At 64.1% G+C, this 23553-nt stretch carries 21 protein-coding genes; 7 read left to right on the top strand and 14 right to left on the bottom strand.

Annotated features, from left to right (window positions below):
* Positions 1–2 precede the first annotated feature (2 nt).
* Complete coding sequence (locus MESCI_RS16055) at positions 3–2588, bottom strand: ATP-dependent helicase (protein ID WP_013530996.1); 2586 nt, start codon at positions 2586–2588, stop codon at positions 3–5.
* A 90-nt stretch (positions 2589–2678) separates the two neighbouring features.
* Positions 2679–3509: a DUF2059 domain-containing protein gene (locus MESCI_RS16060; RefSeq protein WP_013530997.1), complete on the bottom strand. Its 831-nt coding sequence runs from the start codon at positions 3507–3509 to the stop codon at positions 2679–2681.
* 194 nt (positions 3510–3703) lie between these two features.
* Between MESCI_RS16060 and MESCI_RS16065 the strand changes: the two genes are divergently transcribed.
* The gene (locus tag MESCI_RS16065; protein WP_013530998.1) at positions 3704–6019 is read left to right on the top strand and encodes a glucose/quinate/shikimate family membrane-bound PQQ-dependent dehydrogenase; all 2316 of its coding nucleotides are present in this window, start codon (positions 3704–3706) and stop codon (positions 6017–6019) included.
* 137 nt (positions 6020–6156) lie between these two features.
* Here MESCI_RS16065 and MESCI_RS16070 read toward each other — a convergent pair whose 3' ends face one another.
* On the bottom strand, positions 6157–6591 hold the full coding sequence (locus MESCI_RS16070; RefSeq protein WP_013530999.1) for a hypothetical protein: 435 nt from the start codon (positions 6589–6591) through the stop codon (positions 6157–6159).
* 428 nt (positions 6592–7019) lie between these two features.
* On the opposite strand from MESCI_RS16070, the gene MESCI_RS16075 reads away from it, so the two are divergent.
* Positions 7020–7907 (top strand): dienelactone hydrolase family protein, encoded by an 888-nt coding sequence (locus MESCI_RS16075; protein ID WP_013531001.1) that lies wholly within the window; start codon positions 7020–7022, stop codon positions 7905–7907.
* A 9-nt stretch (positions 7908–7916) separates the two neighbouring features.
* Here the strand turns inward: MESCI_RS16075 and MESCI_RS16080 are convergent, their stop codons facing one another.
* From MESCI_RS16080 to MESCI_RS16090, 3 genes are all read right to left on the bottom strand, one after another.
* Complete coding sequence (locus tag MESCI_RS16080) at positions 7917–8363, bottom strand: response regulator (protein WP_013531002.1); 447 nt, start codon at positions 8361–8363, stop codon at positions 7917–7919.
* Positions 8360–9508, bottom strand: coding sequence for a histidine kinase dimerization/phosphoacceptor domain -containing protein (locus MESCI_RS16085; protein ID WP_013531003.1), 1149 nt, complete (start codon positions 9506–9508; stop codon positions 8360–8362). Before MESCI_RS16085 ends, MESCI_RS16080 begins: the two co-directional genes overlap by 4 nt.
* 106 nt (positions 9509–9614) lie before the next feature.
* Complete coding sequence (locus tag MESCI_RS16090) at positions 9615–10523, bottom strand: EamA family transporter (RefSeq protein WP_013531004.1); 909 nt, start codon at positions 10521–10523, stop codon at positions 9615–9617.
* Between the two features lie 89 nt (positions 10524–10612).
* Between MESCI_RS16090 and MESCI_RS16095 the strand changes: the two genes are divergently transcribed.
* Complete coding sequence (locus MESCI_RS16095) at positions 10613–11092, top strand: Lrp/AsnC family transcriptional regulator (RefSeq protein ID WP_013531005.1); 480 nt, start codon at positions 10613–10615, stop codon at positions 11090–11092.
* A gap of 28 nt (positions 11093–11120) precedes the next feature.
* Here MESCI_RS16095 and MESCI_RS16100 read toward each other — a convergent pair whose 3' ends face one another.
* The gene (locus MESCI_RS16100) at positions 11121–11318 is read right to left on the bottom strand and encodes a hypothetical protein (RefSeq protein WP_013531006.1); all 198 of its coding nucleotides are present in this window, start codon (positions 11316–11318) and stop codon (positions 11121–11123) included.
* A 235-nt stretch (positions 11319–11553) separates the two neighbouring features.
* Positions 11554–12033 (bottom strand): thioesterase family protein, encoded by a 480-nt coding sequence (locus MESCI_RS16105; RefSeq protein ID WP_013531007.1) that lies wholly within the window; start codon positions 12031–12033, stop codon positions 11554–11556.
* 163 nt (positions 12034–12196) lie between these two features.
* Here MESCI_RS16105 and MESCI_RS16110 point away from each other — a divergent pair, with 163 nt between their 5' ends.
* A complete protein-coding gene (locus MESCI_RS16110; protein WP_013531008.1) occupies positions 12197–13609 on the top strand; it encodes an FAD-binding oxidoreductase in 1413 nt (470 codons plus the stop codon).
* Between the two features lie 117 nt (positions 13610–13726).
* Positions 13727–14248, top strand: a complete 522-nt coding sequence (locus MESCI_RS16115; protein ID WP_013531009.1) for a hypothetical protein — start codon at positions 13727–13729, stop codon at positions 14246–14248.
* Positions 14249–14289: 41 nt separating this feature from the next.
* Here MESCI_RS16115 and MESCI_RS16120 read toward each other — a convergent pair whose 3' ends face one another.
* The gene (locus tag MESCI_RS16120) at positions 14290–15273 is read right to left on the bottom strand and encodes a Dyp-type peroxidase (protein WP_013531010.1); all 984 of its coding nucleotides are present in this window, start codon (positions 15271–15273) and stop codon (positions 14290–14292) included.
* 129 nt (positions 15274–15402) lie between these two features.
* Here MESCI_RS16120 and MESCI_RS16125 point away from each other — a divergent pair, with 129 nt between their 5' ends.
* Positions 15403–19362 (top strand): AsmA family protein, encoded by a 3960-nt coding sequence (locus tag MESCI_RS16125; protein WP_013531011.1) that lies wholly within the window; start codon positions 15403–15405, stop codon positions 19360–19362.
* Positions 19363–19369: 7 nt separating this feature from the next.
* On the opposite strand, the gene MESCI_RS16130 is transcribed toward MESCI_RS16125, so the two are convergent.
* Positions 19370–19807, bottom strand: a complete 438-nt coding sequence (locus MESCI_RS16130; RefSeq protein WP_013531012.1) for a MarR family winged helix-turn-helix transcriptional regulator — start codon at positions 19805–19807, stop codon at positions 19370–19372.
* A 154-nt stretch (positions 19808–19961) separates the two neighbouring features.
* Here MESCI_RS16130 and MESCI_RS16135 point away from each other — a divergent pair, with 154 nt between their 5' ends.
* Positions 19962–21764: a chloride channel protein gene (locus tag MESCI_RS16135; protein ID WP_013531013.1), complete on the top strand. Its 1803-nt coding sequence runs from the start codon at positions 19962–19964 to the stop codon at positions 21762–21764.
* On the opposite strand, the gene MESCI_RS16140 is transcribed toward MESCI_RS16135, so the two are convergent.
* The 4 genes from MESCI_RS16140 to MESCI_RS16155 all read right to left on the bottom strand — a co-directional run bounded on the left by MESCI_RS16140 (position 21761) and on the right by MESCI_RS16155 (position 23540).
* Entirely contained in the window at positions 21761–21985 is a 225-nt protein-coding gene (locus MESCI_RS16140; protein ID WP_013531014.1) for a ribbon-helix-helix domain-containing protein, read from the bottom strand. The two genes, MESCI_RS16135 and MESCI_RS16140, sit on opposite strands and share 4 nt — an antisense overlap.
* The gene (locus MESCI_RS16145) at positions 21982–22179 is read right to left on the bottom strand and encodes a DUF4169 family protein (RefSeq protein WP_013531015.1); all 198 of its coding nucleotides are present in this window, start codon (positions 22177–22179) and stop codon (positions 21982–21984) included. Before MESCI_RS16145 ends, MESCI_RS16140 begins: the two co-directional genes overlap by 4 nt.
* Before the next feature lie 16 nt (positions 22180–22195).
* Positions 22196–22732: an SspB family protein gene (locus MESCI_RS16150; protein WP_013531016.1), complete on the bottom strand. Its 537-nt coding sequence runs from the start codon at positions 22730–22732 to the stop codon at positions 22196–22198.
* A gap of 118 nt (positions 22733–22850) precedes the next feature.
* Positions 22851–23540 (bottom strand): TetR/AcrR family transcriptional regulator, encoded by a 690-nt coding sequence (locus tag MESCI_RS16155; RefSeq protein WP_013531017.1) that lies wholly within the window; start codon positions 23538–23540, stop codon positions 22851–22853.
* Positions 23541–23553: the final 13 nt, after the last annotated feature.

Genomic DNA, 23553 nt, shown 5'->3' on the forward strand with positions numbered 1-23553 from the left:
CTTCACACCGCCGCGACAAACCCGTCCAGCACGCGTTTCTGGCCGGCTTTGTCGAAGTCGATGGTCAGCTTGTTGCCTTCGATGTTGGATATATTGCCGTTGCCGAATTTCTGGTGGAAGACACGGTCGCCGACGTTGAAGGCGGACGGCTTGTCGGAGACGGATTTGGCGACCAGTTCGCCGTCGATGGTGCGGCCCTTGACCGAGGTGCGGCCGGCGCCGTAGCCGCTGTCCGTCTCGCCGTAGCCGATGCGCTCGACCTGGTGGCCGGAGCGCGAGCCCCAGTTGCGATCGGTCGCCTCGGTGCGGTTGGCCTGCGCGCGCTGCCAGCCCGGCGTCGCATAGGTGTTGGAGAAGGCGCCGGATTTTTCGCTGTCGGCGCCGACATTGTCGAAGCGCGAGGCGCCATAGGGGTTCTGCCGTCCTGCGCCCTGGCCGCCGCGGCCGGAGGCAAAGGAACCGCCGCCATAGGAATTGCCGTAGCCGCCGTAGGAGTTGCCGCTTTCAGCGACCTCGACATGGGCGTTCGGCAATTCCTCGAGGAAACGCGACGGGATCGTCGACTGCCACAGGCCATGGATCTGGCGGTTGGAGACAAACCAGATATGCAGGTTCTTCTTGGCCCGCGTCAGGCCGACATAGGCGAGGCGGCGCTCTTCCTCCAGCCCGGAGCGGCCGCCTTCATCGAGCGCGCGCTGATGCGGGAACAGGCCTTCCTCCCAGCCGGGCAGGAACACGGTCTCGAATTCGAGGCCCTTGGCCGAATGCAGCGTCATGATCGAGACGGCGTCGAGCCCGGCATTCTGTTCGGCGTCCATGACCAGCGCGACGTGCTCGAGGAAGGAGCGCAGCGATTCGTACTCCTCCATCGAGCGGATCAGCTCTTTCAGGTTCTCCAGCCGGCCGGGGGCTTCCACCGAGCGGTCGTTCTTCCACATGTCCGTGTAGCCGCTCTCTTCGAGAATGGTCTCGGCGAGTTCGGTGTGCGGCGTGGTTTCCAGCGCCTTCTGCCAGCGCTCGAAATTGGCCGCCACTTCGCGCAAGGCGGCGCGCGGCTTCGGCTTCAACTCGTCGCTTTCGGCGAGCTTGGCGGCGGCCTCCAGCATAGGGATGCGCAGCGCACGGGCGGTGTCGTGGATCTGGCGGATGGTGGCTTCGCCCAAGCCGCGCTTGGGCACATTGACGATGCGCTCGAAAGCGAGGTCGTCGGCGCCCTGCGCGACGACACGGAAGAAAGCCATGGCGTCGCGGATTTCCAGGCGCTCGTAGAAGCGCGGGCCACCGATGACGCGGTAGTTGAGGCCGAGTGTGATGAAGCGATCCTCGAAGGCCCGCATCTGGAAGGATGCACGGACAAGAATAGCCATGTCGTTGAGATTGTGCTTCTGGCGCTGATAGGCCTCGATGGTCTCGCCGATGGCGCGGGCTTCTTCTTCGGAATCCCAGGCGGCGTGGACATTGACCTTGCCATCCTCGGGATCGTTGCGATCCGTGAACAGCGTCTTGCCGAAGCGGCCCTCATTGTGGGCGATGAGGTGGGAGGCGGCACCAAGGATGTGCGCGGTCGAGCGGTAGTTGCGCTCCAGCCGGATGATGGTGGCGCCGGGGAAATCCTTGTCGAAACGCAGGATGTTGTCGACCTCGGCGCCGCGCCAGCCATAGATGGATTGGTCGTCATCGCCGACGCAGCAGATGTTTACGGTGGCGCGGGTTTCGGCCGAAGAGCGCCCAATCTCCCCCGGCTTGCCTTGAGGCCTTTGCGCCAACAGCCGCAGCCACATGTACTGGGCGGTGTTGGTGTCCTGGTACTCGTCGACAAGGATGTACTTGAAGCGCTTATGGTATTCCTTCAGCACGTCCGGATTGGCGCGCAAGATGCGGATCGGGTGGCAGAGCAGGTCGCCGAAATCGCAGGCGTTCAGCGTCTTCAGCCGCTCCTGATAGGCCTTGTAGAGTTCGCGGCCCTTGCCGTTGGCGAAGGCGCGCGCGTCGCCCTCGGCGATGTCGGCGGGGCCTTGCCCCTTGTTCTTCCAGCCGTCGATCATCTGGGCGAACTGCTTGGCCGGCCAGCGCTTGTCGTCCAGCCCCTCGGCCTGGATCAACTGCTTGATCAGCCGCACGACGTCGTCGGTGTCGAGGATGGTGAAGTCGGAGCGCAAACCGGCGAGTTCGGCATGTCTGCGAAGCAGCTTCACTCCAATCGAGTGGAAGGTGCCGAGCCACGGCATGCCCTCTACATTGCCTTCGCCGATCAGGATACCGATCCGCTGCTTCATCTCGCGCGCAGCCTTGTTGGTGAAGGTGACGGCGAGAATCTCGGAAGGCCAAGCCCGTTTGGTATCAAGTATGTAGGCGATGCGGGTGGTGAGCACGCGGGTCTTGCCGGTGCCGGCGCCGGCCAGCACCAGAACCGGGCCCTCCGTTGTTTCAACAGCTAGCCGCTGCTCCGGGTTGAGGCCCTTCAGATAGTCGGGTGCGTTGTTGTGTCCGCTGCGGGCAGCCATGGCGCGCGCGGCGATACCCGACGGGGCCGAGGGCCGCGCATTGGGTTCGTCGAAAAAGGGCATGTCTTCGGAAAAGCCGGACATCGCCCCGAATGTAGTGATTCGGTGGGGAAAGACCAGAACTGTCTACGTTTTGTTCCGCTAAAGTGCTGGCGGCAAGGATGTACGGGCTGTTCAGGCCTTGCGGTAGCCGAGAGCGACGAAAAATCGCTGCCCTAACGAACGCGCCTCATCGGTCATCACGGCGCCGAGTGCCGTCTGCATCCGGTCGTAGTAATGGCTGCCCGCAGGGGACGCGAGAAATGCCGCGTAAAGCCTGAGATCGTCGAGCGACAAGTCACGATAGGCGAAAGCATTTCCTTCCATGATCCCCTTTTCGGCTTTTTCACGAAGGTTGCCGGCCTGCTTGTGCACCAGCACCATTATCTGCTGATCCGATAAAGGCTGCCCGGCTGCCGCGAGCATTCCCGAAACCATCGCATAGCCCATGTTCAATGCGATCGCTTCAGCCATGTCCACGGCGCTGGTATCGTCGACGATTTTCCGGTACAACGCGAGCCGTGCCGGATCTCCCGCCTGAAGTCCTCCAAGGATTTTCGGACCTTCGATCTTCTTGCGCCCCAGGGCTTGCGGATCGGACGCTTGGATCTCCAGGGCTGTGACCCGCCTGCCCAATGGTGAATCGAAGAAAGCAGCCAGATCGGTGAGATCGACGGGCTGCAACCGGCCCGTCATCCGCGCCTCTACGGCTTTCTCCATCCTGTCAGCGTCAAAAGCGCCTTCAGCGGCGGCGGACAAGGCTTCCTTGACTTTTTCCGGCCCCGGCACGGATTTGATGCCGGCGACTATGCTTGGGCCGAGGCCGGCCAGCATCTCGTGGAAGCCGCTTGCCTTGTTGATCTCCTCGAGCGTTTGTGCCGACGCCGGTTGACTGCCAGCCATAAGCACGACGAAGCCGAACAGCGCGCCGGCAATGCGCATCCATGGCGGAAAGACGAAGGGCATGACTCGGTCTACTCCACGGTGATGCTGCGACGGAGACTGCTCGATAACCCGACCGCAGGCAAGATGAATTGCCACCTTGGCGTGTGGGCCAGCTTGACAGGCGGGGCGGGCAGGAGAAAGCTGTGCGCAGGGCAGGAACGGGACATCGGGCTGTCCTTGGCGTGGCAAAGCGCAACAGTCGAAGGAGTATCATCTTGGCTGTCACCATCACCTCCCTCATTCTTTTCCTAATCGGCCTGGCACTCGGCGGCGGCGGCATCCGCCTGGCGATGCTGGGCGGCAGCTGGTACTATGTCGTTGCTGGCCTTGCCTTCCTGATCGCCGCCTGGCTGCTCTACCGGCGCCGGTCCACCGCACTGTGGCTCTACGCGGCGATCGTGCTCGGCACGCTGGCCTGGGCGGTCTGGGAAACCGGCTTCGACTGGTGGGAACTCGGGCCTCGCGGCGGCGTCATCGTGCTTCTCGCTTTGTGGCTGCTGACGCCGTGGGCGAGACGGGGTCTTGTCGGCCCTGACGCACGCGCGCCGCTGATCCTTGCCGTGCTGGCATCACTGGCCGTCGCCGGTTATTCGATGACTTCGGATCCGAAGGACATTGCCGGCGAACTCGGCACCGACAAGGTGGTCGCCAACGCCAATCTCGGCAATGACGTGCCGGCCGGCGAGTGGCATTATTACGGCCGCACGCAGTTCGGCCAGCGCTACTCGCCGCTCGACCAGATCACATCGGACAATGTCGCCAAGCTGCAGCCTGCCTGGACCTACCAGACCGGCGACGTGAAGGGTCCCGACGATGTCGGCGAGACCACCTATCAGGTGACGCCGCTGAAGATCGGCGACACGCTCTACATCTGCACGCCGCATAATTTCGCCATCGCCATCGATGCCGCGAGCGGCAAGGAGAAATGGCGCTTCGATCCCAAGGTCAAGCTTGACAAGGACCGCCAGCACCAGACCTGCCGCGGTGTGGCCTATTACGCCGATGCCGCCGGCGCCGCCGGCCAGCCCTGTGCGACCCGCGTCTACCTGCCGACCTCGGATGCGCGGCTGATCGCGCTCGACGCCGCCAACGGGCAGATCTGCCCGGCTTTCGCCGAGGGCGGCACGCTGAACCTTCTGACCAACATGCCCTATCCGAAGTCGGGCTATTATTACTCGACCTCGGCACCGCTGATCTCAGGCGGCAAGATCATTGTCGGCGGCGCGGTCAACGACAATTATTCGACGCAGGAGCCGTCCGGCGTCATCCGCGCCTACGACGCTGCCACCGGCGCGCTGGTGTGGAACTGGGATTCCGGCAATCCGGACCAGACGACGCCGCTGCCGGCCGGCCAGACATATACCGCCAACTCGCCCAATATGTGGTCGACGCCGAGCGCCGACGAGAAGCTCGGCCTGCTCTACGTGCCGCTCGGCAACCAGACGCCGGATCAGCTCGGCGCCGGGCGCAGTGCCAATGTCGAGAAGTTCTCGTCGTCGATCACCGCGCTCGACCTCAACACCGGACAGGTGCGATGGGTGCGGCAGACCGTGCACCACGATCTCTGGGACATGGACGTACCGGCGCAGCCGAGCCTGATCGACATCACCAAACCCGACGGCACGGTGGTGCCGGCGCTGGTCGGACCGACCAAGCAGGGCGATCTGTATGTGCTCGACCGCCGCACCGGTGAGCCGGTCATCGCGGTCAACGAAGTGCCGGCGCCCGGCGGCGCGATCGAAGGCGACCACACATCGCCGACGCAGCCGGTCTCCGACCTCACCTTCATGCCGAAGCCGCTGACCGGCGCCGACATGTGGGGCCTCACCATGTTCGACCAGTTGGCCTGCCGGATCGAATTCCAGGGCCTGCGCTATGAGGGTCGCTATACGCCGCCTTCCGTCCAGGGCTCGCTGATCTACCCCGGCAATTTCGGCACCTTCAACTGGGGTGGCGTCGCCGTCGACCCGGTCCGGCAGGTGCTGTTCGGCATGCCGACCTATCTGGCGTTCAAGTCGCAGTTGATCCCGCGCGATCAGGTGCCGCCGCCGGACGAAGGGCGGGGCAGCGAACAGGGGCTGAACCGCAACGAGGGCGCGCCCTATGCGGTGGTGATGGGACCGTTCCTGTCGCCGCTCGGCATTCCTTGCCAGGCGCCGCCCTGGGGCTATGTCGCCGGTGCCGATCTCAGGACCGGCAAGATCGCCTACAAGCACCGCAACGGCACCGTCTACGACATGACGCCGCTGCCGCTGCCGCTGAAGGTCGGCGTGCCCGGCATCGGCGGGCCGATGATCACCGCCGGCGGCGTCGCCTTCCTGGGGGCCGCAGTCGACGACTACCTGCGCGCCTACGACCTGACATCGGGCAAGCAGCTGTGGCAGGCGCGGCTGCCGGCCGGCGGGCAATCGACGCCGATGACCTATACGGTCGCCGACGGCCGCCAGTTCGTGGTCATCGTCGCCGGCGGCCACGGTTCGGTCGGCACCAAGCCGGGTGACTATGTGATGGCCTACGCGCTGCCGAAGTAGGGGCGACAGGGTAACGCGATCTTTCAGAGGTCGCGCCGCCCCTCATCTGTGCCGGTGTCCTTTCCCCGCATAGTGACGGGGAAAAGTGCCCGACTGGGCGATGAGGGGCGGGAATCTTCCGATCGGCCCGTTGTCGATCAGCCAATCCCCAAATGACCCTTCAGGCTGGGCACCGAGCCGAGCACCTTGTTGGTCAGGTCGGGGCCGGCGGCGGCTTCGGCCTGCTGGATCAGCGTCGCGCCGGCCTTCTGGATCTGCGCCATGTCGAGCCCGGATGCCTTGAGCGCGGCGATGCCGTTGATCAGCGCGCCGGCCTTCTCGCCGAGAACGCCGCCAAGCGCGCCCTGCAACGACGACAGAAAACCGCCACCGCCGGCCGGAGCGGCGGCCATGACGTCATATTGATGGGCGAGGTCGTCGGCGCCGGGGATTTTGGCGAAGAACGCCGAGGCGCTGGTGCCTTCCGCCTCGTGTTCGAGCACCGAGAAAATGGTGCCGACGACTTTCTCCGTCGTCGCCTGGTCGAGGCCCGCCTTCTGCGAAACGGTGTTGACGATGTCCTGGACGTTCATGGCGTCACCTCAACCCTGGGTTTTCGTGTTGCGGTTCCGCTCAGTGCGGACCCTGATCAACGATAGTCTGCCTGCATTCACAACCATCGAGCGTAGGGCCAAAGCGGCGGCCCCCGCAAGGACGACCGCGCTGGCGAGGATCGGGGAAGGCATGGTCATGGTCTCGCTTCCTTCTGGGTCTGAGGCACGCGGTCAAGATACCGTCGATAGCCACCTTCCTTCACGATTGTGGCAGCGCCAGCAGGATTTATCGCCAATGACTAAAAAGTGATGACACGGCCGCGCATGGGCACCGGCTTTGCTGCCCGGACGCGGCCGGCGGCATACGCCCTGAGGCGATCGACGGCAGCGATGAGTGCTCGACTGGATGATGCCGGCTTGGTCCCTATGTAGCTGGGAATTGAAGCCCGAAGCAGAGGAGCCCATCCATGACGAGACCCGACGCCAAGCCCACCATCACCCAGGCGATGATCGACGCCTATGACGAGTACACGCATCTGACGCTCGATCGCCGCCGGTTCATGGAGCAGTTGACCCGGCTTGCCGGATCAGGTGCGGCGGCGGCGGCGATCGCGCCGCTTCTGGCGGCAAATTCGGCGCGAGCAGCAATCGTCGCCGACAACGATCCGCGCGTGAAGGGCGAGGACATCAGCTACCCCGGCGGCAGCGGCGAGATGAAGGGCTATCTGGTCAAGCCGGCGAACCAGGCGGGCAAGCTCGGTACCGTCATCGTCGTGCATGAGAACAGGGGGCTCAACCCGCATATCCGCGATGTGGCGCGGCGCGTGGCGCTGGAAGGCTTCGTGGCGCTGGCGCCGGATTTTCTGTCGCCGCTCGGCGGCACGCCGACCGACGAAGACAAGGCGCGCGACATGTTCGGCAAGCTCGATCCGGCGCAGACCATCGCTGACGGTGTTGCGACCGTCGCTTTCCTCAAGAGCGACAAGGACGGCAACGGCAAGGTCGGCGCTATCGGCTTCTGCTGGGGCGGTGGCACGGTTAACATGCTGGCCGTCAACGCGCCCGATCTCAGTGCCGGCGTTGCCTATTACGGCATGCAGCCGAAGGCCGCCGATGTATCCAAGATCAAGGCGGCCTTGCTGCTGCACTATGGCGGACTGGACAAGCGCATCAATGCCGGCATCGACGCCTTCAAGAAGGAACTCGACGCGGCGCATGTCGACTACACGGTCTATGTTTATGAAGGCGCCAACCACGCCTTCAACAACGACACGTCGGCGGCGCGCTACGACAAGAAGGCGGCTGACCTCGCCTGGGGCAGAACGATCGCCTTCCTTCGGGAAAAACTGAAATGACTTCAGCTGTCATGCCGCCGGCGCCCAGGCGGTTTCGAAGGCCGGCGACAGGGTGAAGCCGGCCGGCCGCGCCGAAACGGGGGGCGGGCGGCGCACGCCTTCCTGCAGGTACCGCAACGCCGACGTCAGCCCGTTCATCGTGTAAGGCTTGGCTATGACGCCGATCGCGCCGGCGAAATGATCGGGGATGCGCTTCGGATTGGCGGTCATGAACACCACCGTCGAACTCTTCCTTTCGCCTATGTACTTGGCCACGTCGATGCCGGACGGCCCGTCACTCAGATGGATGTCGACGAAGGCGATATCGGCTTCGGTCGCATCCGCCATGGCCATGGCTTCCGCCGAAGAGGTCGCCCAGCCGACGACGCTGTGGCCGGCGTCCTCGACAAGGCTCTCCAGCTCCATTGCCAGCAGCGCTTCGTCCTCGATGATCAGGACCTTGAGCGGCTCAATCATGACACATTCCCTTTTTCCTGAGGTTCGTTCGGGATCGAGATAACGACCTTCGTGCCGGGGCCGGTGTCGCGCCATTCGATCTCGGCATGCAACTGGCGGGCGAGCGATTTGATCAGCCGCATGCCGAACGAGGCATCGCCGTTGGCGTCGGCCATGCCGACGCCGTCGTCCGACACCTCGATATTCAAGTGGCCGTCGGGCTGGCTCATTTTGATGCCCAGGCGGCCGGCCGACATTCCGTCGGGCTTGGACTTGAAGGCATGCTTCAGAGCATTGGTGACGAGTTCGTTGACCATCAGAGCGACGGGCGTTGCCTTTTCCGCGGAAATGACGATCGGTTCCAGGTCGAGAGCCGGACTGATCTCAGAGCGCCCCGACGCCGTCAGCAGGTCTGTCACCAGATCCTTGGCGAAATCCGCCACATCGAACTTGCTGACGTCCTTCGACTGATAAAGCCGCCGATGCACCGTGCTCAGGGCTTCGATGCGCTCCAGCATGGTGGTCAACGAACGCCTGATCGCTTCGTCCCGTATGGTCCGCCGCTGCATAATGATGAGGGAAGAGATCATCTGCAGGTTGTTTTTCACCCGGTGATCCACCTCATGCAGCAAGGTGGTCTGCGCCTCGAGGGCGGCTTCCAGTTCCGCGGTGCGTTCCTTCACCGCCTTTTCGAAGCGGTCCTTCTCCGCGTTAATGCGACTCTCCGATTGTTTGCGATCCGAGACGTCGAGCTGCGATGCGAAAAAGAACTGCAAATCGCCTTTGTCGTTCGAAACGGGGCTGATGTAGAGCGCGTTCCAGAAGGTCGAGCCGTCCTTGCGGTAGTTCAGGATATCGACGCTGACATCGGTTTCATCCTCGATCGCCGCGCGTATCTGTTCGACAGCGGCCTTGTCGGTCTTCGGTCCCTGCAGGAAGCGGCAGTTCCTGCCCAGAACCTCATGACGCTCATATCCGGTCAGTCGCAGGAAAGCGTCATTGGCGAACACGATAGGATTGTCCTGCTGTCGGGGATCGGTAATGATCATCGACATGCGGGTGGCGCGGATAGCCGCCGCGAACGGATCGCCCTTGCCGTGCTCGACATGCAGATCGTCCGTCATGTGCCATGCGTCGGCAGGCTCCCTGGTCCGTTTCCATTCCATTCTGTCACTCCAAGCCATTTTCGCGGGTGACAACGGATCAGACGCCGATTTGGTTCAATCTTGAGCCTTCCTGTCGCAGTTCGTACCGAGAATCAGGCCTCCGGAGTTAGCCGGCCGATGCCGGCTTGTGGAAGGCGACGCCGGCGACCACCAGCGCAATGCCGAGGCAATCGATAAAACCCGGAATCTGGCGCAGCACGACGACGCCGATCAGCGTCGCGGTGACCGGCAGCAGCGACAGCATCAGCGCGAAGCTCGCGCGTGGCAGCCGCGACATGGCGAGCTGGTCGCAGATGTAAGGAATGACCGACGAGCAGATGCCGACGCCGATGGCGGCGAGCAGCAGCGGCAGTGAGAAAAAGGCCGGCAGCGCATCGGTGAAGCCGATCGGCAGCACGACGATGAAGGCGATCGCCATGGCAGCACCCAGGCCGGCGATGCCGCTGCCGGCGCCTGAAGCGGCGACGCGATGGCCGAGTACGATGTAACCGACAAACAGCGCCCCGTTGAGGATGGCCCAGAACAGCCCGATGGGATCGTCGGACCATCTGACATCGATGAGCAGCAAGGTGCCGGCGACGGCGATGGCAAGGGCGGCGAGATTGCGCGTGCTCCTGAGGCCGATCGCCGCGACGCCGATGATGCCGACGAATTCGATCGCCGCCACCAGCGAGATCGGCAGTCGGTCGAGCGCCAGGTAGAACGAACAGTTCATCACCGCCAGACAGGCGCCGAAGGCCAGCAACAGCAGCCGCGTCGTGCCATCGGCGCGTGCGAAGCTTCGCCATGGACGGGTCAGGGGTGCGAAGATGAGTGCTGCCGTGGCGATGCGCAGCCACGCCATGCCGAGCACGCCGACATGCGGGAAAAGCAGCACGGCGAAGGCCGGCCCGAGATAGTGGAAGACGGCGCTGACGCCGAACCAGACATGCGGCGGCAGTTTTTCCGTCAGCTTGCCCAGGGTGAAGTTGCCCGGGGCAGGGGTCGCCGCGAGAGCTTGCGTTTGATCATCCATCGGATCAGTATCGCAGGCAGATTTGCCTATTTATATAGATGATGATTAGCTCTTTCGGCTATCTTTCTCCCGGAATAAAGGAGTTTTCCATGAAGCGCCTTCGAACTGAAAGCGCCGATCTCGATGCCGCCGACATGAAGATCCTGCGCCTGCTGGAAAAGGACGCGCGCACCAGCACGGCGGAGCTGGCACGCTCGGTGGGCCTGTCGGCACCGAGTGTGGCTGAGCGCATCAAGCGGCTGCAGGAAAGCGGCGTCATCGAGGCCTATTCGGTCAGGATCAACCCGACGGCACTCGGCCTGCCGCTGTCGGCATGGCTGCGCATCCGGCCAGTGCCGGGGCAGTTGGCCGTCGTGGCCGAGATCATCCGCGAACTGCCGGAGATCGTGCAATGCGACCGCGTAACCGGAGAGGATTGTTTCATCGCGCTGGCGCATGTCGGGTCGGTGGTCGACCTCGAGCGGGTGATCGACCGCATCATTCCCTACGCGATGACCAACACGGCGATCATCCAGTCCTCGCCGGTGGTGGCGCGTTCGGCCCTGGCGGCGTTGAGGCGCCAGGCTTGACCTGCGGGGATTGTTCCGTTCGAGGACCTTATGCGTGGCCGCGCTTCATGCGCGCCTGTTTCAGGATGGCGCGCCAGCGGATCATGTCGAACGGGATCGGCTCGTTGTTGTTGGCGATGTGGAAGATCTCATTGTTGACGTTCTTGAGCGAGCGCCAGAAATCGTAGTCGGTGATGCGCGGATCGGCAGCCAACCTGTCCACCTCGACCTTGATGTCGGTTTTCATGCACTTTCCTCGAACCGGCGCCGCGCCGCCCGTGTCGCTACCTCGATGCAGATCGTTTTCGACCGGCCCGCTGAGTCGCGCAACGGCTCAAATGGCTTGTTCCCGTTAAAACCTTGGTAAGGTTAACGAGGGCGCCGCGCCGCTTCAAGCGCCGCCGCCGGTCGACGGCAAGGTTCTGCGATTTTAGATCGCCGGTGTGGCTTTGAAGCCGGAAACGAGACGTGTCGGCATCGCCCTATTTGCGTTTGATGCCGATCGAGCGGCCGGCCCGTTCCGGCATCGGCAGGGCCGAATGGGCGGCGCGCATGTCTTCGACCCTGGCCAGCACATCGGCGGGGAAGGGCGCCACCTTCGGCCCGGACATGTCGACATGCAGCGACAGCGATTCGGAAGTCGCGGCCAGCCAGCCGTCGACATGGCGGATTTCCTGATAGGCCCGCAGCCGCTTGTCGTCATGGTCGATGAGCTGGAAAGAGACCGTGACCTTGTGCTCGAGATGCAGCTCCTGCACGTAGCAGACATGGACTTCGGCGGTGTAGATGGTGAGGCGGCGATCCCTAGCATAGTTCGGTCCCATGCCCATTGCCTCGAAGGCGTCGTCCGAGCAGCGGTCGAACAGCACGTTGTAATAGGCCATGTTGAGATGGCCGTTGTAGTCGATCCAGTCCTTCTCGATGTCCATGGGTTTCGAGACGAAGGGAGTGGGGATGGGCATCGAAACTTCCTTGTTCTGGTGCTGGACAGAGCGTGGCTCCGGAGACTCTATTTGTTCTGACGCAATTTCGGACGGAAAACCGCTTCACACTTTTCCTGGAATTGCTTTACGCATCCATAGACGCATAACAAGCATGGACGCTGGTCCATTCGCGGAGGAATTCATGGCTCTGAGCGACCTCAACCCGGTCGAACGCAACGAGGAAGGCATCGCCGCGGTGCTCGGCATCCTCAAGCAGCAGCTCGGCGAGCGATTCCAGACCGGCCAGGCGATCCGCTCGCAGCATGCACATACCACCACCTACATTCCGACGCAGGCACCGGATGGCGTTGCGTTCCCCGAGACGACGGCCGAGGTGCAGGAGATCGTGCGCGCCTGTGCGGCGCACCGCGTGCCGGTGATCGCCTTCGGCGTCGGTTCCTCGCTGGAGGGTCACACCAACGCACCCGGCGGCGGCATATCGGTCGACACCTCGCGCATGAACCGCATCCTGGCCGTCAATCCGCAGGATCTCGACTGCACGGTCGAACCCGGCGTCACCCGCGAGGATTTGAACCGGCATCTGCGCGACACCGGCCTGTTCTTTCCGATCGATCCCGGTGCCAATGCCTCGCTGGGCGGCATGGCCGCAACGCGGGCCTCCGGCACCAACGCGGTGCGCTACGGCACGATGCGCGAGAACGTGCTGTCGCTGACCGCCGTCATGGCCGACGGCGAAACGGTGACGACCGGCAAGCGGGCGAAAAAGAGCTCGGCCGGCTATGATCTGACGCGGCTGCTGGTCGGCTCGGAAGGCACGCTCGGCATCATCACGTCGCTGACCTTGAAGCTGCAAGGCATCCCGCAGGCGATTTCGGGCGGCGTCTGCCCGTTTCCGAGCGTCGAGGCGGCCTGCAACGCGGTCATCGCGACGATCCAGATGGGCATCCCGGTGGCGCGCATCGAACTGGTCAACGCCTTGCAGATGCGGGCGATGAAGAATTATTCCAAGCTCGACTATCCCGAAAGCCCGTGCCTGTTCGTCGAGTTCCATGGCAGCGATGCCGGTGTTGCCGAACAGGCCGAGACCTTCGGCATGATCGCGGAGGAGAATGGCGGCGGGCCGTTCCTGTGGACCAGCGTCGCCGAGGAGCGCACCAAACTGTGGAAGGCGAGGCACGACGCCTACTGGTCGTCGCTGACCCTGCGGCCCGGCGCCAAGGGGCTGTCGACCGATGTCTGCGTGCCGATCTCGCGCTTTGCCGAATGCGTCATGGAAACCGAGGCCGATATCGCCGAGATGGGCCTGATCGCGCCGATCGTCGGCCATGCCGGCGACGGCAATTTCCACGTGCTGGTGCTGATGGATGTGAACGATCCCAAGGAGATCGCGCTGTCGGAAAAGTTCGTCGCGCGGCTCAACATGCGAGCCATCGCCATGGACGGCACCTGCACCGGCGAGCACGGCATCGGCCAGGGCAAGATCGGCTTCCTGCGCCACGAGCTCGGCCACGGCGTCGACATCATGCGCACCATCAAGCAGGCGCTCGATCCGCTTGATATCATGAACCCGGGCAAGATCTTGCCGGGAAACTAACCGATTTTCCGACGCAAGGTTCGTAGGCGGCCAGTCTTGACCGCGCCACCATTCGGGCCGAGGCTTGGCCGGTAGCAGGGCCTGAAGCCAACAGGCGTGCCAGCGGAGGAGGATGCCATGGCGATTTCACGCAAGGAAGAAGCGCGCGCGCTGAGTGCCGACGAACACGATCTGGTGGAGAAGTCTCACCATCCGGCGGTGCAGGAGCTCTCCGACGCCGATCTTGCCGGCCTGGTCAAGCTGTTGCGGGAGCGGCGCGACAAGGCGCAGACCGAAGCACACCGCCGCCGGCGTGAGATCCGGGGCAAGGGCGCGGCGAAGGGCGCTACGCCTTCGAAGGCTGATGGCGGGTCGCAGCTCAAGCTTGCGGTGCTGGCCATGGCCATGCGGCGCCTGAATGGCGAGGCCGAGCGGCGCCGGCAACTGGCCGCCAGCGTTTCGCTGATCGAGAATGCGCGCAAGGCATTGGTGATGAAGCAAGGGGCGGCATCGGACGGCCCCGCCTTCAACTCGCGCACCGCGCGCAGGGGTATGCGGCCGGTGGCGAACCAGAGGGCGCCGGATCTGGTCCGGCCAATGGAACTCGGCCGGCAGCGCAGGGCGGCCAAGGTGGCACAGGCAAAGCGCGACGCACGCTGAATTCGCGGTGATCGCGGGCTGAAATCGTTGAGGACGCCTGCCTACCGTGCGGCAGGCTTCGCCTGTCCGCCCTCGACAAGCGTCTGCAGCATGGGGCGGGTTGGCGCGAAGAATGTCGTGCCGGTGTGCGGCGTGGAGAAATCGAGCAGGCGGTCGTAGGCGCCCGGCGGCTCGCCGATATACATGCGCTGCAGCATTTTTTCGGTGACCCAAAGATATCTGGAATAGCCGATGAAGTAGGTGCCGAACTCGTTCTGCCCCGGCCTGCCGAACGGCATGTTGTCGCGCAAAATATCGTACTCGTTGCCGGCGGCATCCTCGATGGTGGCCAGCGACTTGTGCGATTTGCGCGGCGCATCGTCATCGTCGATTTCGATGTTGTCGATCTTGGTGCGGCCGATGATCGCTTCCTGCTCGGGCGTCGGAATGCGCGCCCAGGCCTGCATCTCGTGGAGATATTTCTGGACGACGACATAGCTGCTGCCGGCGAAGTCGGCGTCTTCATCGCCGATGAGCGCAGAGGCGGGCAAGTCGAGGCCGGTCGGGTTGGCGGTCCCGTCGACGAAGCCGAGCAGGTCGCGCGCATCGAAATAGCGAAAGCCGGAAACCTCATCGATGACGCTTACGCCGTCACCGAGATTGTCGAGCAGGATGCGCTCGAACTCGAAGCACATGTCGGGTCGCTCGGAGCGGATGTGGAAGAGAAGATCGCCGGCGGTCGAAGGCGCCGAATGAACGGCACCCTTGATCGGCGCGAACGGTTTCAGTTCCAGCGGCCGCCGGTCTGGAGAGAGACGATCCCAGAGATCGCGGCCGATGCCGGCGATGCACGACAGCCGCCCGGAAAGGTCGCGGAATCCGACATTTTTGACCAGGTCGTCGAGTTTGCCGAGCACCGACGCAACCTTGGCGAGCGCGCTCTGCCCACTGGCGACGGCGACGACAAGAAAGACCGCCGAAAGCGACAGCGGAGCGTCGACACTTTGCGCATCGATCGGCACGCGATCCCAGTTCTTGCCCGACATCCGATTTCTCCGCTTCGCCGGGATTTGTTTCAGATCACCGGAGATCGCGCAACTGGATGAATTGCCTCTTTATCGACACGCGGATGCGGGTAGAGTGCGGCGGAAATTCAACCAACCTGTTCGGAGCTGATGCTCGCACGCCTGTTCGTGATCTTCGGTGGCCTGTTCGTGCTGGTGCTGTGTGCGGCGCTGGTGGTGCCGTATTTTATCGACTGGACCGGCTACCGCGCCGACTTCGAGCGCGAGGCGAGCGCCATTCTCGGCCGCAAGGTGACCGTGCAGGGCGACGCCACGGCAAGGCTGTTGCCGTTCCCTTCGGTGACCTTCTCGAATGTCGCCGTCGCCGGCGGCACCAACGGCCAGCCGGCCATGACGGTCGAGACGTTTTCGATGGATGCGGAACTGGCGCCCTTCCTGCGCGGTGAAGTGCTGATCTTCGACATGCGGCTGGTGCGGCCGAAAGCGACCATCGATATCGCCAATGACGGCACTGTCGACTGGGCGATACGGCCGTCCTCGCCCTTCGACCCCAGCCAGATCTCGATCGAGAAGCTGACGGTGACGGAGGGTCAGATCGAAGTTCGCCATGCCGCTGGCGGGCGCAGCCATCTGTTTTCCGAGATCAATTCGACCGTCTCGGCCAAGTCGCTGGCCGGCCCATGGCGCATGGACGGCACGCTGCGGCTGGACGGGTTGCGCACCGCGGTCACCGCGTCCACCGGCAAGGCCGAAGGCTCAGGACAGATGCGGTTTCGGCTGAAGGCCGATCCGGACGCGTATCCGCTGGTCATCGAGACCGACGGCAATGCCGGCATCGTCAATGGGGCTGCCGTCTACTCCGGCCAGTTCAAAATCTCCGGTGCCGACAAGAACAGCGCCGAGCTGCGCGGCACCGATGGCGAGACGGTGAAAGTCTCGGCCGGTAAGCCCGATCCGGGCTTTCGGCTGAACGGCAAATTTTCGCTCGACCACCAGAAACTCGGGGTCGACGAATTCCGCTTCGAGACCGGGCCGCTCGACAACCCCTACACCGCCGATGGCAAGGCTTCTGTCGATCTCGGGCTGAAACCGAGTTTCGCCATCGAGGCCAATGGCGCGCAGGTGCAGTTCGACGAGGCGGTGGGCGCCGAAGCCGGCGCCGGCCTGACGCTGGACCAGCGCATCGCGGCGTTCGAGCAAGCGCTGCTCGATATGCCGAAGCCGACCATCCCCGGCACTGTCGAGGTCAAGCTGCCGGCGGTGGTGGTCGGCGACACCACGGTGCGCGACGTGCATCTTTCCGCCGAGCCGGTCGATGGGGGCTGGTCGGTGAAATCGCTTGCCGCGACCTTGCCCGGCCGCACCACGCTGGAAGCCGATGGCATGCTGGTGCTCAATTTGGAAGGTCATTTCGGCTTCAACGGCTCGCTGCTGCTGGCCGTGGCGCAACCTTCCGGCTTTGCCGCCTGGCTGTCGAAGGATGTCGACGAGGCGATCCGCCGCCTGCCGGCCGCCGGCTTCAAGGCCAAGGTCGACCTCTCGCAGAAGCGCCAGGCCTTCAGCGATCTCGAACTGATCTTGGGCAAGGCGAAGTTTTCCGGCCGCATCGATTCCAGCCAGCCCGACGATGCCAAGCCCTCGGTGCTGATGCGGCTCGAAGGCGGTGATCTCGATGTCGACGGGCTGGCGGCCTTCGCCTCGATCTTCGTCAGCGACAAGGGCGCCAATCGCTTTGCCGACCGCGACCTCGATTTCCAGATCAAGGCCGGGCCGGTCAACGCCGGTGGGTTGACCGCCGACACGGTCGACACGGCGCTCAGGCTGCGCGACGGGCTGCTCGAAATCGACCGGCTTTCGGTGGGCGGGCTGGCCGGCGCCTCGATCAGCGCCACCGGCCGGATCAAGGATTTCCCCGCGAGCCCGACCGGCAAGCTCGATGCGTCGGTGGTTGCCGTCGATCTGAAGCCGCTGATCGATGTCGCCGCCCAGCACTATCCCGACAGTGCCGTGCTCAAGGGACTGTCGAGCCGTGCTGCTGCCTATCCCGAGCTGTTCCAGGATGCGCGCATCGACCTGGTGGCCAGTGCGGCCGACAATGGCGACGGCACCACGGGCCTGGCGGTAAGCGGGCAAGGCAAGGCCGGCGGCTCGGCCTTTTCGGCGTCGCTGTCGGGGAAGGGCGCGGTGGACAAGCTTCTCGAAGCGCCGGTGGCGCTGACCTTCAACGCCAAGAACCCCGATGCCACCGCGCTGCTGGCGCTCTATGGCCTGCCGGCGCTGCCGCTCGGCATGCTGGGCGAGGCAAACACCGATATTCAGGCCAAGGGCACGTTTGGCGGCGGCCTGGCGACGAATTTCAGCCTTGCCGGCAATGACTTCAAGGCCGGTTTCGAGGGAACGATCGCCGACACGCCGCAAGGCCTCGCCGCCAAGGGCAAGCTCAGCCTCGATGCCGCCGACATCGAGCCATGGCTGATGACGTCGGGCATCGGCCTGCCGGGCATGGGGGCGGGCATGTCGACGTCGCTCGCGGCGCAGGGCGACTACGGCAACGGCCTGCTGGTGCTGGACGAACTCAGCGGCGCCATCAACGAAGCGGCGGTGTCCGGCGACGTCAATATCGATGTAAAGGATGGCGTGCCACATCTGGCCGGGGCGCTGGCGCTCGACGAACTCGACCTCGATCCCCTGGCGGTGGCGCTGTTCGGCGACTCCGCCTTTCTAGCCGACAAGGAGGGCGCAGCCAAAGACCGGGCAGGCAAGGGTGGCGTGTGGCCGGCGACACCGTTCAGCCAGAAATCCAGCCTGCCATTCACCGCCGACCTCGACCTGACGACGGCAGCACTGGCCGCCGGCCGGTTCGCCACCGCCTATGACGCCGCCTTTTCGCTCAAGCTCGACCAGGAAGGCATCCGCGTTTCGGATCTCAAGGCGAAGTTGCTGGGCGGAGCGCTGACCGGCCTATTCGAGTTGAAGAACAACAACGGCACCGGGCTGTTCTCTGGCCAGATGAAACTGGCGGGCGCCGATCTGGCGACCGTGCTGCCGGATGCCGGCATCAGCGGCATCGGCGATTTCTCGACGGCGCTGTCAAGCAGCGGCAAATCGGTCGAAGGGATGGTGGCTGCCTTGTCAGGCTCCGGAACTGCGGCGTTGAAGGGCGTGAAAGTTGCTGGCCTCAATCCAGATGCGTTCAGTGCGTTCCTCGCCAAGGCGGATGCGATCGGGCGCGACATCGATGCGGCCAAGACCGCCGGCTTCGCGCCCGAGATCGCCGCTGATGGCAGTTTTGCCGCCGGCGATACCGACATAGCCTTCACGGTTGCCGGCGGCACGCTGCGGGCGCCGCCGGTCAGCCTGGAAAATCCAGCGGCGACCTTGTCCGCCGACATCACGGCGGATCTCAACGCGGCCACGGTGTCGGCCAAGGGTGCGATCACTTATCAGCCTGGCGACGAGGCGCTGGTCGGCTCCGAGCCGGTTGTGAATTTCACCGCCGAAGGGCCGTTCGGCGCGGTCAAACGAGCATTCGACAGTGAGCCGCTGGCGCAGTTCCTGACCCAGCGCGCGCTGGAGAAGGAGCAGCAGCGCGTCGAGGCGATGCAGGCCGCGCTGCTCGAGAAGCAGCGGCTGCGGCGCGAAGTGCGCTATTACGCTGCGCTGCAGGATGCTCGCGACAAGGCGGCCGAGGAATTGCGCCGGCAGGAGGAAGCAGCGCGGCTCAAAGCCGAAGCTGACGCCAAGGCCGAAGCCGAAGCGGATGCACAGGCTCAGGCTGAGGCGGACGCAAAGGCTCAGGCCGACGCGGAGGCGAAAGCCAAGGCGGACGCAGATGCCAAAGCCAAGGCCGATGCCGAAGCGAAGGCGGCTGCCGAAAAGCAGGCCGCCGACGAGGCCGCCAAGGCGCAGGCCGAGCAGGAGCGGCAGAAGGCGGAAGAGGCGATGCGTATTGCCTCGCAGGAAAAGGCAAGGCTCGAAGCCGAACGCAAGGCCGCGCAGCCTCCGAAGGTGGAGCGGGCGCCGCTGCCGCAGGCCAACGACAATCCGCCGCCGGCCAAGCCGAAGCCCAATCCGTTCACGATCGACAATCTGCTGAAGTCGCTGCAGTAGTAGTCGACTACCCACGGTCTCGATCGAGCAGCCGCCGCAGCATCGGTTCGATGCGTGACAGTTCGTCGAGATGCGCCGCCGACAGCTCGGCCAGGCAATCGTCGGCGCGCTCGGTCAGTTGCAGCAGCACGCGGCGATGGTCGTCCTTGTCCTGATCCCTTGTGACCAGCCCTGCCTCGCCGAGACGGTTGACCAGTTCGACGGCGCTGTGGTGGCGAATGCGCAGGCGTTCCGCGAGATCGCCAACCGTCACCGGGCCGCCGCCGGGGAATCCCTTGATCGCCAGCAGCGCCTGATGCTGGCGCGGGGTCAGGCCGGCGTCTTCCGCCTGGACCTGGCTGAATTCGAGGAACCGGCGGATCAGGTAGCGAAACTCCGACAGCCGCTGGTAATCGGCCTGGCTGATGGCGGGACGTTGTTCTCGTGGCTGCGACATATCAGACATGTGTTCGTTTTCCGGCGAAAGCTCAAACGGATTTCGGGCGAAACCGGCTTGAATATTTATATCGTGTTACGATACATAGCCACCGACAAACCCGGCTGGCCGCTTCGACCGTGCCGCATCCCAGACATACGGCCGCCGCCAGGAAGCAACTGCCATGAAGACCCATCATTCGAACCCGGAGCACCTGCGCGATTTCACCACGGATCCCAGGGTTCTGCTCGTCGCCGCCATTGCCGTGGTGGTGGCGACAGCCGGGTTGTTTGCCGGCATCGCGCTTTTGAAGCTGATCCGGCTTGCCACCAACATTGCCTATTTCGGCCAGTTCTCGCTTGCCGACCTGAAGCTCGAGAACACGCCGCTTGGGCTTGCCGCCGTCCTCGTTCCGGTGATCGGTGCGCTGATCATCGGCCTGATGGCGCGCTATGGCAGCGAGAAGATCCGCGGCCACGGCATTCCCGAAGCCATCGAGGCGATCCTGCTCGGGCGCTCGAAACTCGACGCCAAGGTGGCGATCCTGAAGCCGCTGTCGTCGGCGATCTCGATCGGTTCCGGCGGACCGTTCGGCGCGGAAGGACCGATCATCATGACAGGCGGCGCGATCGGCTCGCTGATCGCGCAGATGCTGCCGGTCAGCGACAACGAGCGCAAGACCCTGCTGGTGGCTGGTGCGGCAGCGGGCATGACCACGGTGTTCGGAACACCGATCGCCGCCATCATGCTGGCGGTCGAACTGCTGCTATTCGAATGGACCCCGCGCAGCTTCATTCCGGTGGCGGTCGCGGCCGTTATCGCCGAGGTCGAGCGCACCATGCTGCATCTGCCCGGGCCGATCTTTCCGTTTCAGGGCGGCATGGAGGTGTCTTTTGTCGGCCTTGCCGGCTGGGTGGCGATCGGCGTTTGTGCAGGACTTCTGTCGGGACTGCTGACGCAGATGGTCTATGCCTGCGAGGACGGTTTTCAGAAGCTGCCGATCCACTGGATGTGGTGGCCGATGCTTGGCGGCCTGGTGGTCGGCATAGGCGGGCTGATCGAACCGCACGCGCTCGGTGTCGGCTATGACAACATCACCGACATGCTGGATGGCCGCACCGTCGCGACGGCGGCACTCCTGCTGCTGGTGGTCAAGGCGATCATCTGGTCGGTAGCGCTCGGCTCGGGAACGTCGGGAGGTGTGCTGGCGCCGCTGTTGATCATGGGCGGGGCTATGGGCGCTGTGCTCGCCGGCGTTCTGCCTGCCGCGGATCCGGGTTTCTGGGCGCTGCTGGCAATGGCCGCCACCATGGGCGGCACGATGCGCGCGCCGCTGACCGCCACGTTCTTCGCCGTCGAACTGACCGGCAACACACATATGCTGGTGCCGCTGATTGCCGCCTGCGCCGCGGCGCATGCCGTGACCGTGCTTCTGATGAAGCGTTCGATCCTGACCGAAAAGATCGCCAGAAGGGGACACCATCTGGTTCGCGAATACCGTGTCGACCCTTTCGCCCTGACCCGGGTGCGCGAGGTGATGACGTCGCAGGTCGAAAGCGTGCCGGCGACGATGACGCTGCATGGCGCAGCAGCCTTCCTGACGGCGCCGGAAACACGGCATCCGAGTTTCCCGGTGGTCGACGAGAACGGTCAGGTGCTGGGCCTCATCGATCCGCCGGCGATCTTGCGCTGGAGACGCGCCGGCACGCACCGCACCACCACGCTTGGCGCGTTGCTGGCCGGCAGCAAGGTGACGCTGGCCTATCCGGACGAATATCTCGAAGGTCTCTCCGACAAGCTGCTGATGGCCAACGTCTCCCATCTGCCCGTCGTCACTCGCGAAGGCTCGTTGCTGGTCGGCTATGTCGGCTGGAAGGATCTGATGCGCGTGCGGTCCAGGAAACAGGCCGAGGAGCGCGAGCGTTCGACCTTGCTTGGCTTTGGCACCAGACGCAGGAAAAAGGACGACGCGGTCGAAAGCCTTTAGATACTCTCTCCTCGCTTCGCCCACTCCAGCACATGGAGCCTCAACGCCGAGGACAGGTTGGTGTCGCGGGGCCGCGTCTCGTCGACTTCGGCGACAAGAGCAGCGAGCGTCAGCTCCCTGGTCGCCGCGATCGCGACGAGGTCGTCATAAAAGGGCTTTTCAAGCGAGTAGCTGGTGCGGTGGCCGCGAATGGTCACCGAACGCTTTTCGACCGGGCTCATTGACGGCCGGGGTCGCCGGGCTTTTCACGACGATGCCCGGCAACGAATTTTTCGCTCTTGTCGGCGGCGACGCGATCGCGTTCCTTTTCGACCTTGGAGCGGCCGTGCAGCGCGCGGTTCTGTTCGGCGGCGCGCAGCTTTTCGTCCCGCGCCTTCTGCTTGCGGGCCTGGCGGAGATTGACGATTTCGGCCACGGCGTAAGTCGCCGGCCTATTTCTTGCGGAAGGCGTCGAGCGAGACCACTTCGGCGCCCTTGGTAGCGGCGTCCGCGGCCGCGGGCTTCTTCTCCGCCTCGGCGGCGGCCTTCTTCTCGGCCTTCGGCTTTTTCTCGGAGACGATGGTCAACGGCTCCGGAGTTGGCGCAGCCGGTTCATCGGCTGCCGCACCATCCGTCTTGACGTCGAATTCGAGTTCGAAATTGACCGAGGGATCATAGAAGCCGCGCACGGCCGAGAACGGGATTTCGAGTTTTTCCGGCACATCGGAGAAGGACAGGCCAACCTCGAAGCCGGTATCGGTCACCTTCAGGTCCCAATACTGGAACTGAATGACGATGGTCATCTGCTCGGGATAGCGCTCGCGCAGCCGCGAAGACACGCGTACGCCCGGCGCGCCGGTCAGGAAGGTGATGAAGAAGTGGTGGTTGCCGGGGAGGCCGGTGCGCGCGACCTCGGCCAGGACCTTGCGCATGACGCCGCGCAACGCCTCCTGGGCCAGAATGTCGTAGCGGATGTGGTCGTCGGCCATGTGGCGGTCGGGTTCCGTTGAATCGTCCGCATAGCTGTAATCAAGCTTGAGCGCGGCGTAAACCGCATATAGATCACGCTCGCGCGGAAGCGAAGACTATTGCCAGCGATTTGATCGCTCAGGCGCTGGCGAGCGCGCTTTGCTTTTCGGACGATGCCGCAGAGCGGCGCTTGCCGAAGGCGCGCAGGAAGGTGCGCACGCCATTGGTCGCGGATTGCAGCACCTCGTCCTCGCGCGGCGAGCCGCCAAGCATGAAGGTGGTCTGCAGTTCGGCATTGACGAGGCCAAGGAACTGGCGTGCCGCCACGTCCGGGTCCTCGATCGTGAGATAGCCGCCATAGGCGAGGCGGGCGAAGCGGGCGGCGATTGCCGGCCATGTCCTGCCCGGTCCCTGTTCGCGCCATTCGGCAAACAGTTCGGGATAGCGCTCGCCTTCGGTCTGGATCAGCTTGCGCAGGAATTTTCCATCGCGGTTGCAGATGCAATTCTGATTCAAGCGCACCGCAAAGCCGATCAGGTCGGCTTCGAGATCCCCCGGCTGATCGGGGAAGGTGGCAATGGTGGCGAAGATTCCGGCATTGCAACGTTCGGTCAGATCACGGACCACAGCGACGAACAGTTTTTCCTTGTCGCCGTGATGGTTGTAGATGGTCTGGCGCGAGACGCCGGCTTCGGCGGCGATCAGGTCGATATTGGCGCCGGCGAAACCTTCGCGGCAAAACACGGTGGCGGCGGAGTCGACGATCGACAGGCGCTTGGCCTCATGACCGCGTGGCGGGAAAATGTCAGGAGAAACGTGCAGCTTCATAAAAAACTATATA

Origin of the sequence: Mesorhizobium ciceri biovar biserrulae WSM1271 (assembly GCF_000185905.1) — a bacterium.
Lineage (GTDB): Bacteria > Pseudomonadota > Alphaproteobacteria > Rhizobiales > Rhizobiaceae > Mesorhizobium > Mesorhizobium ciceri.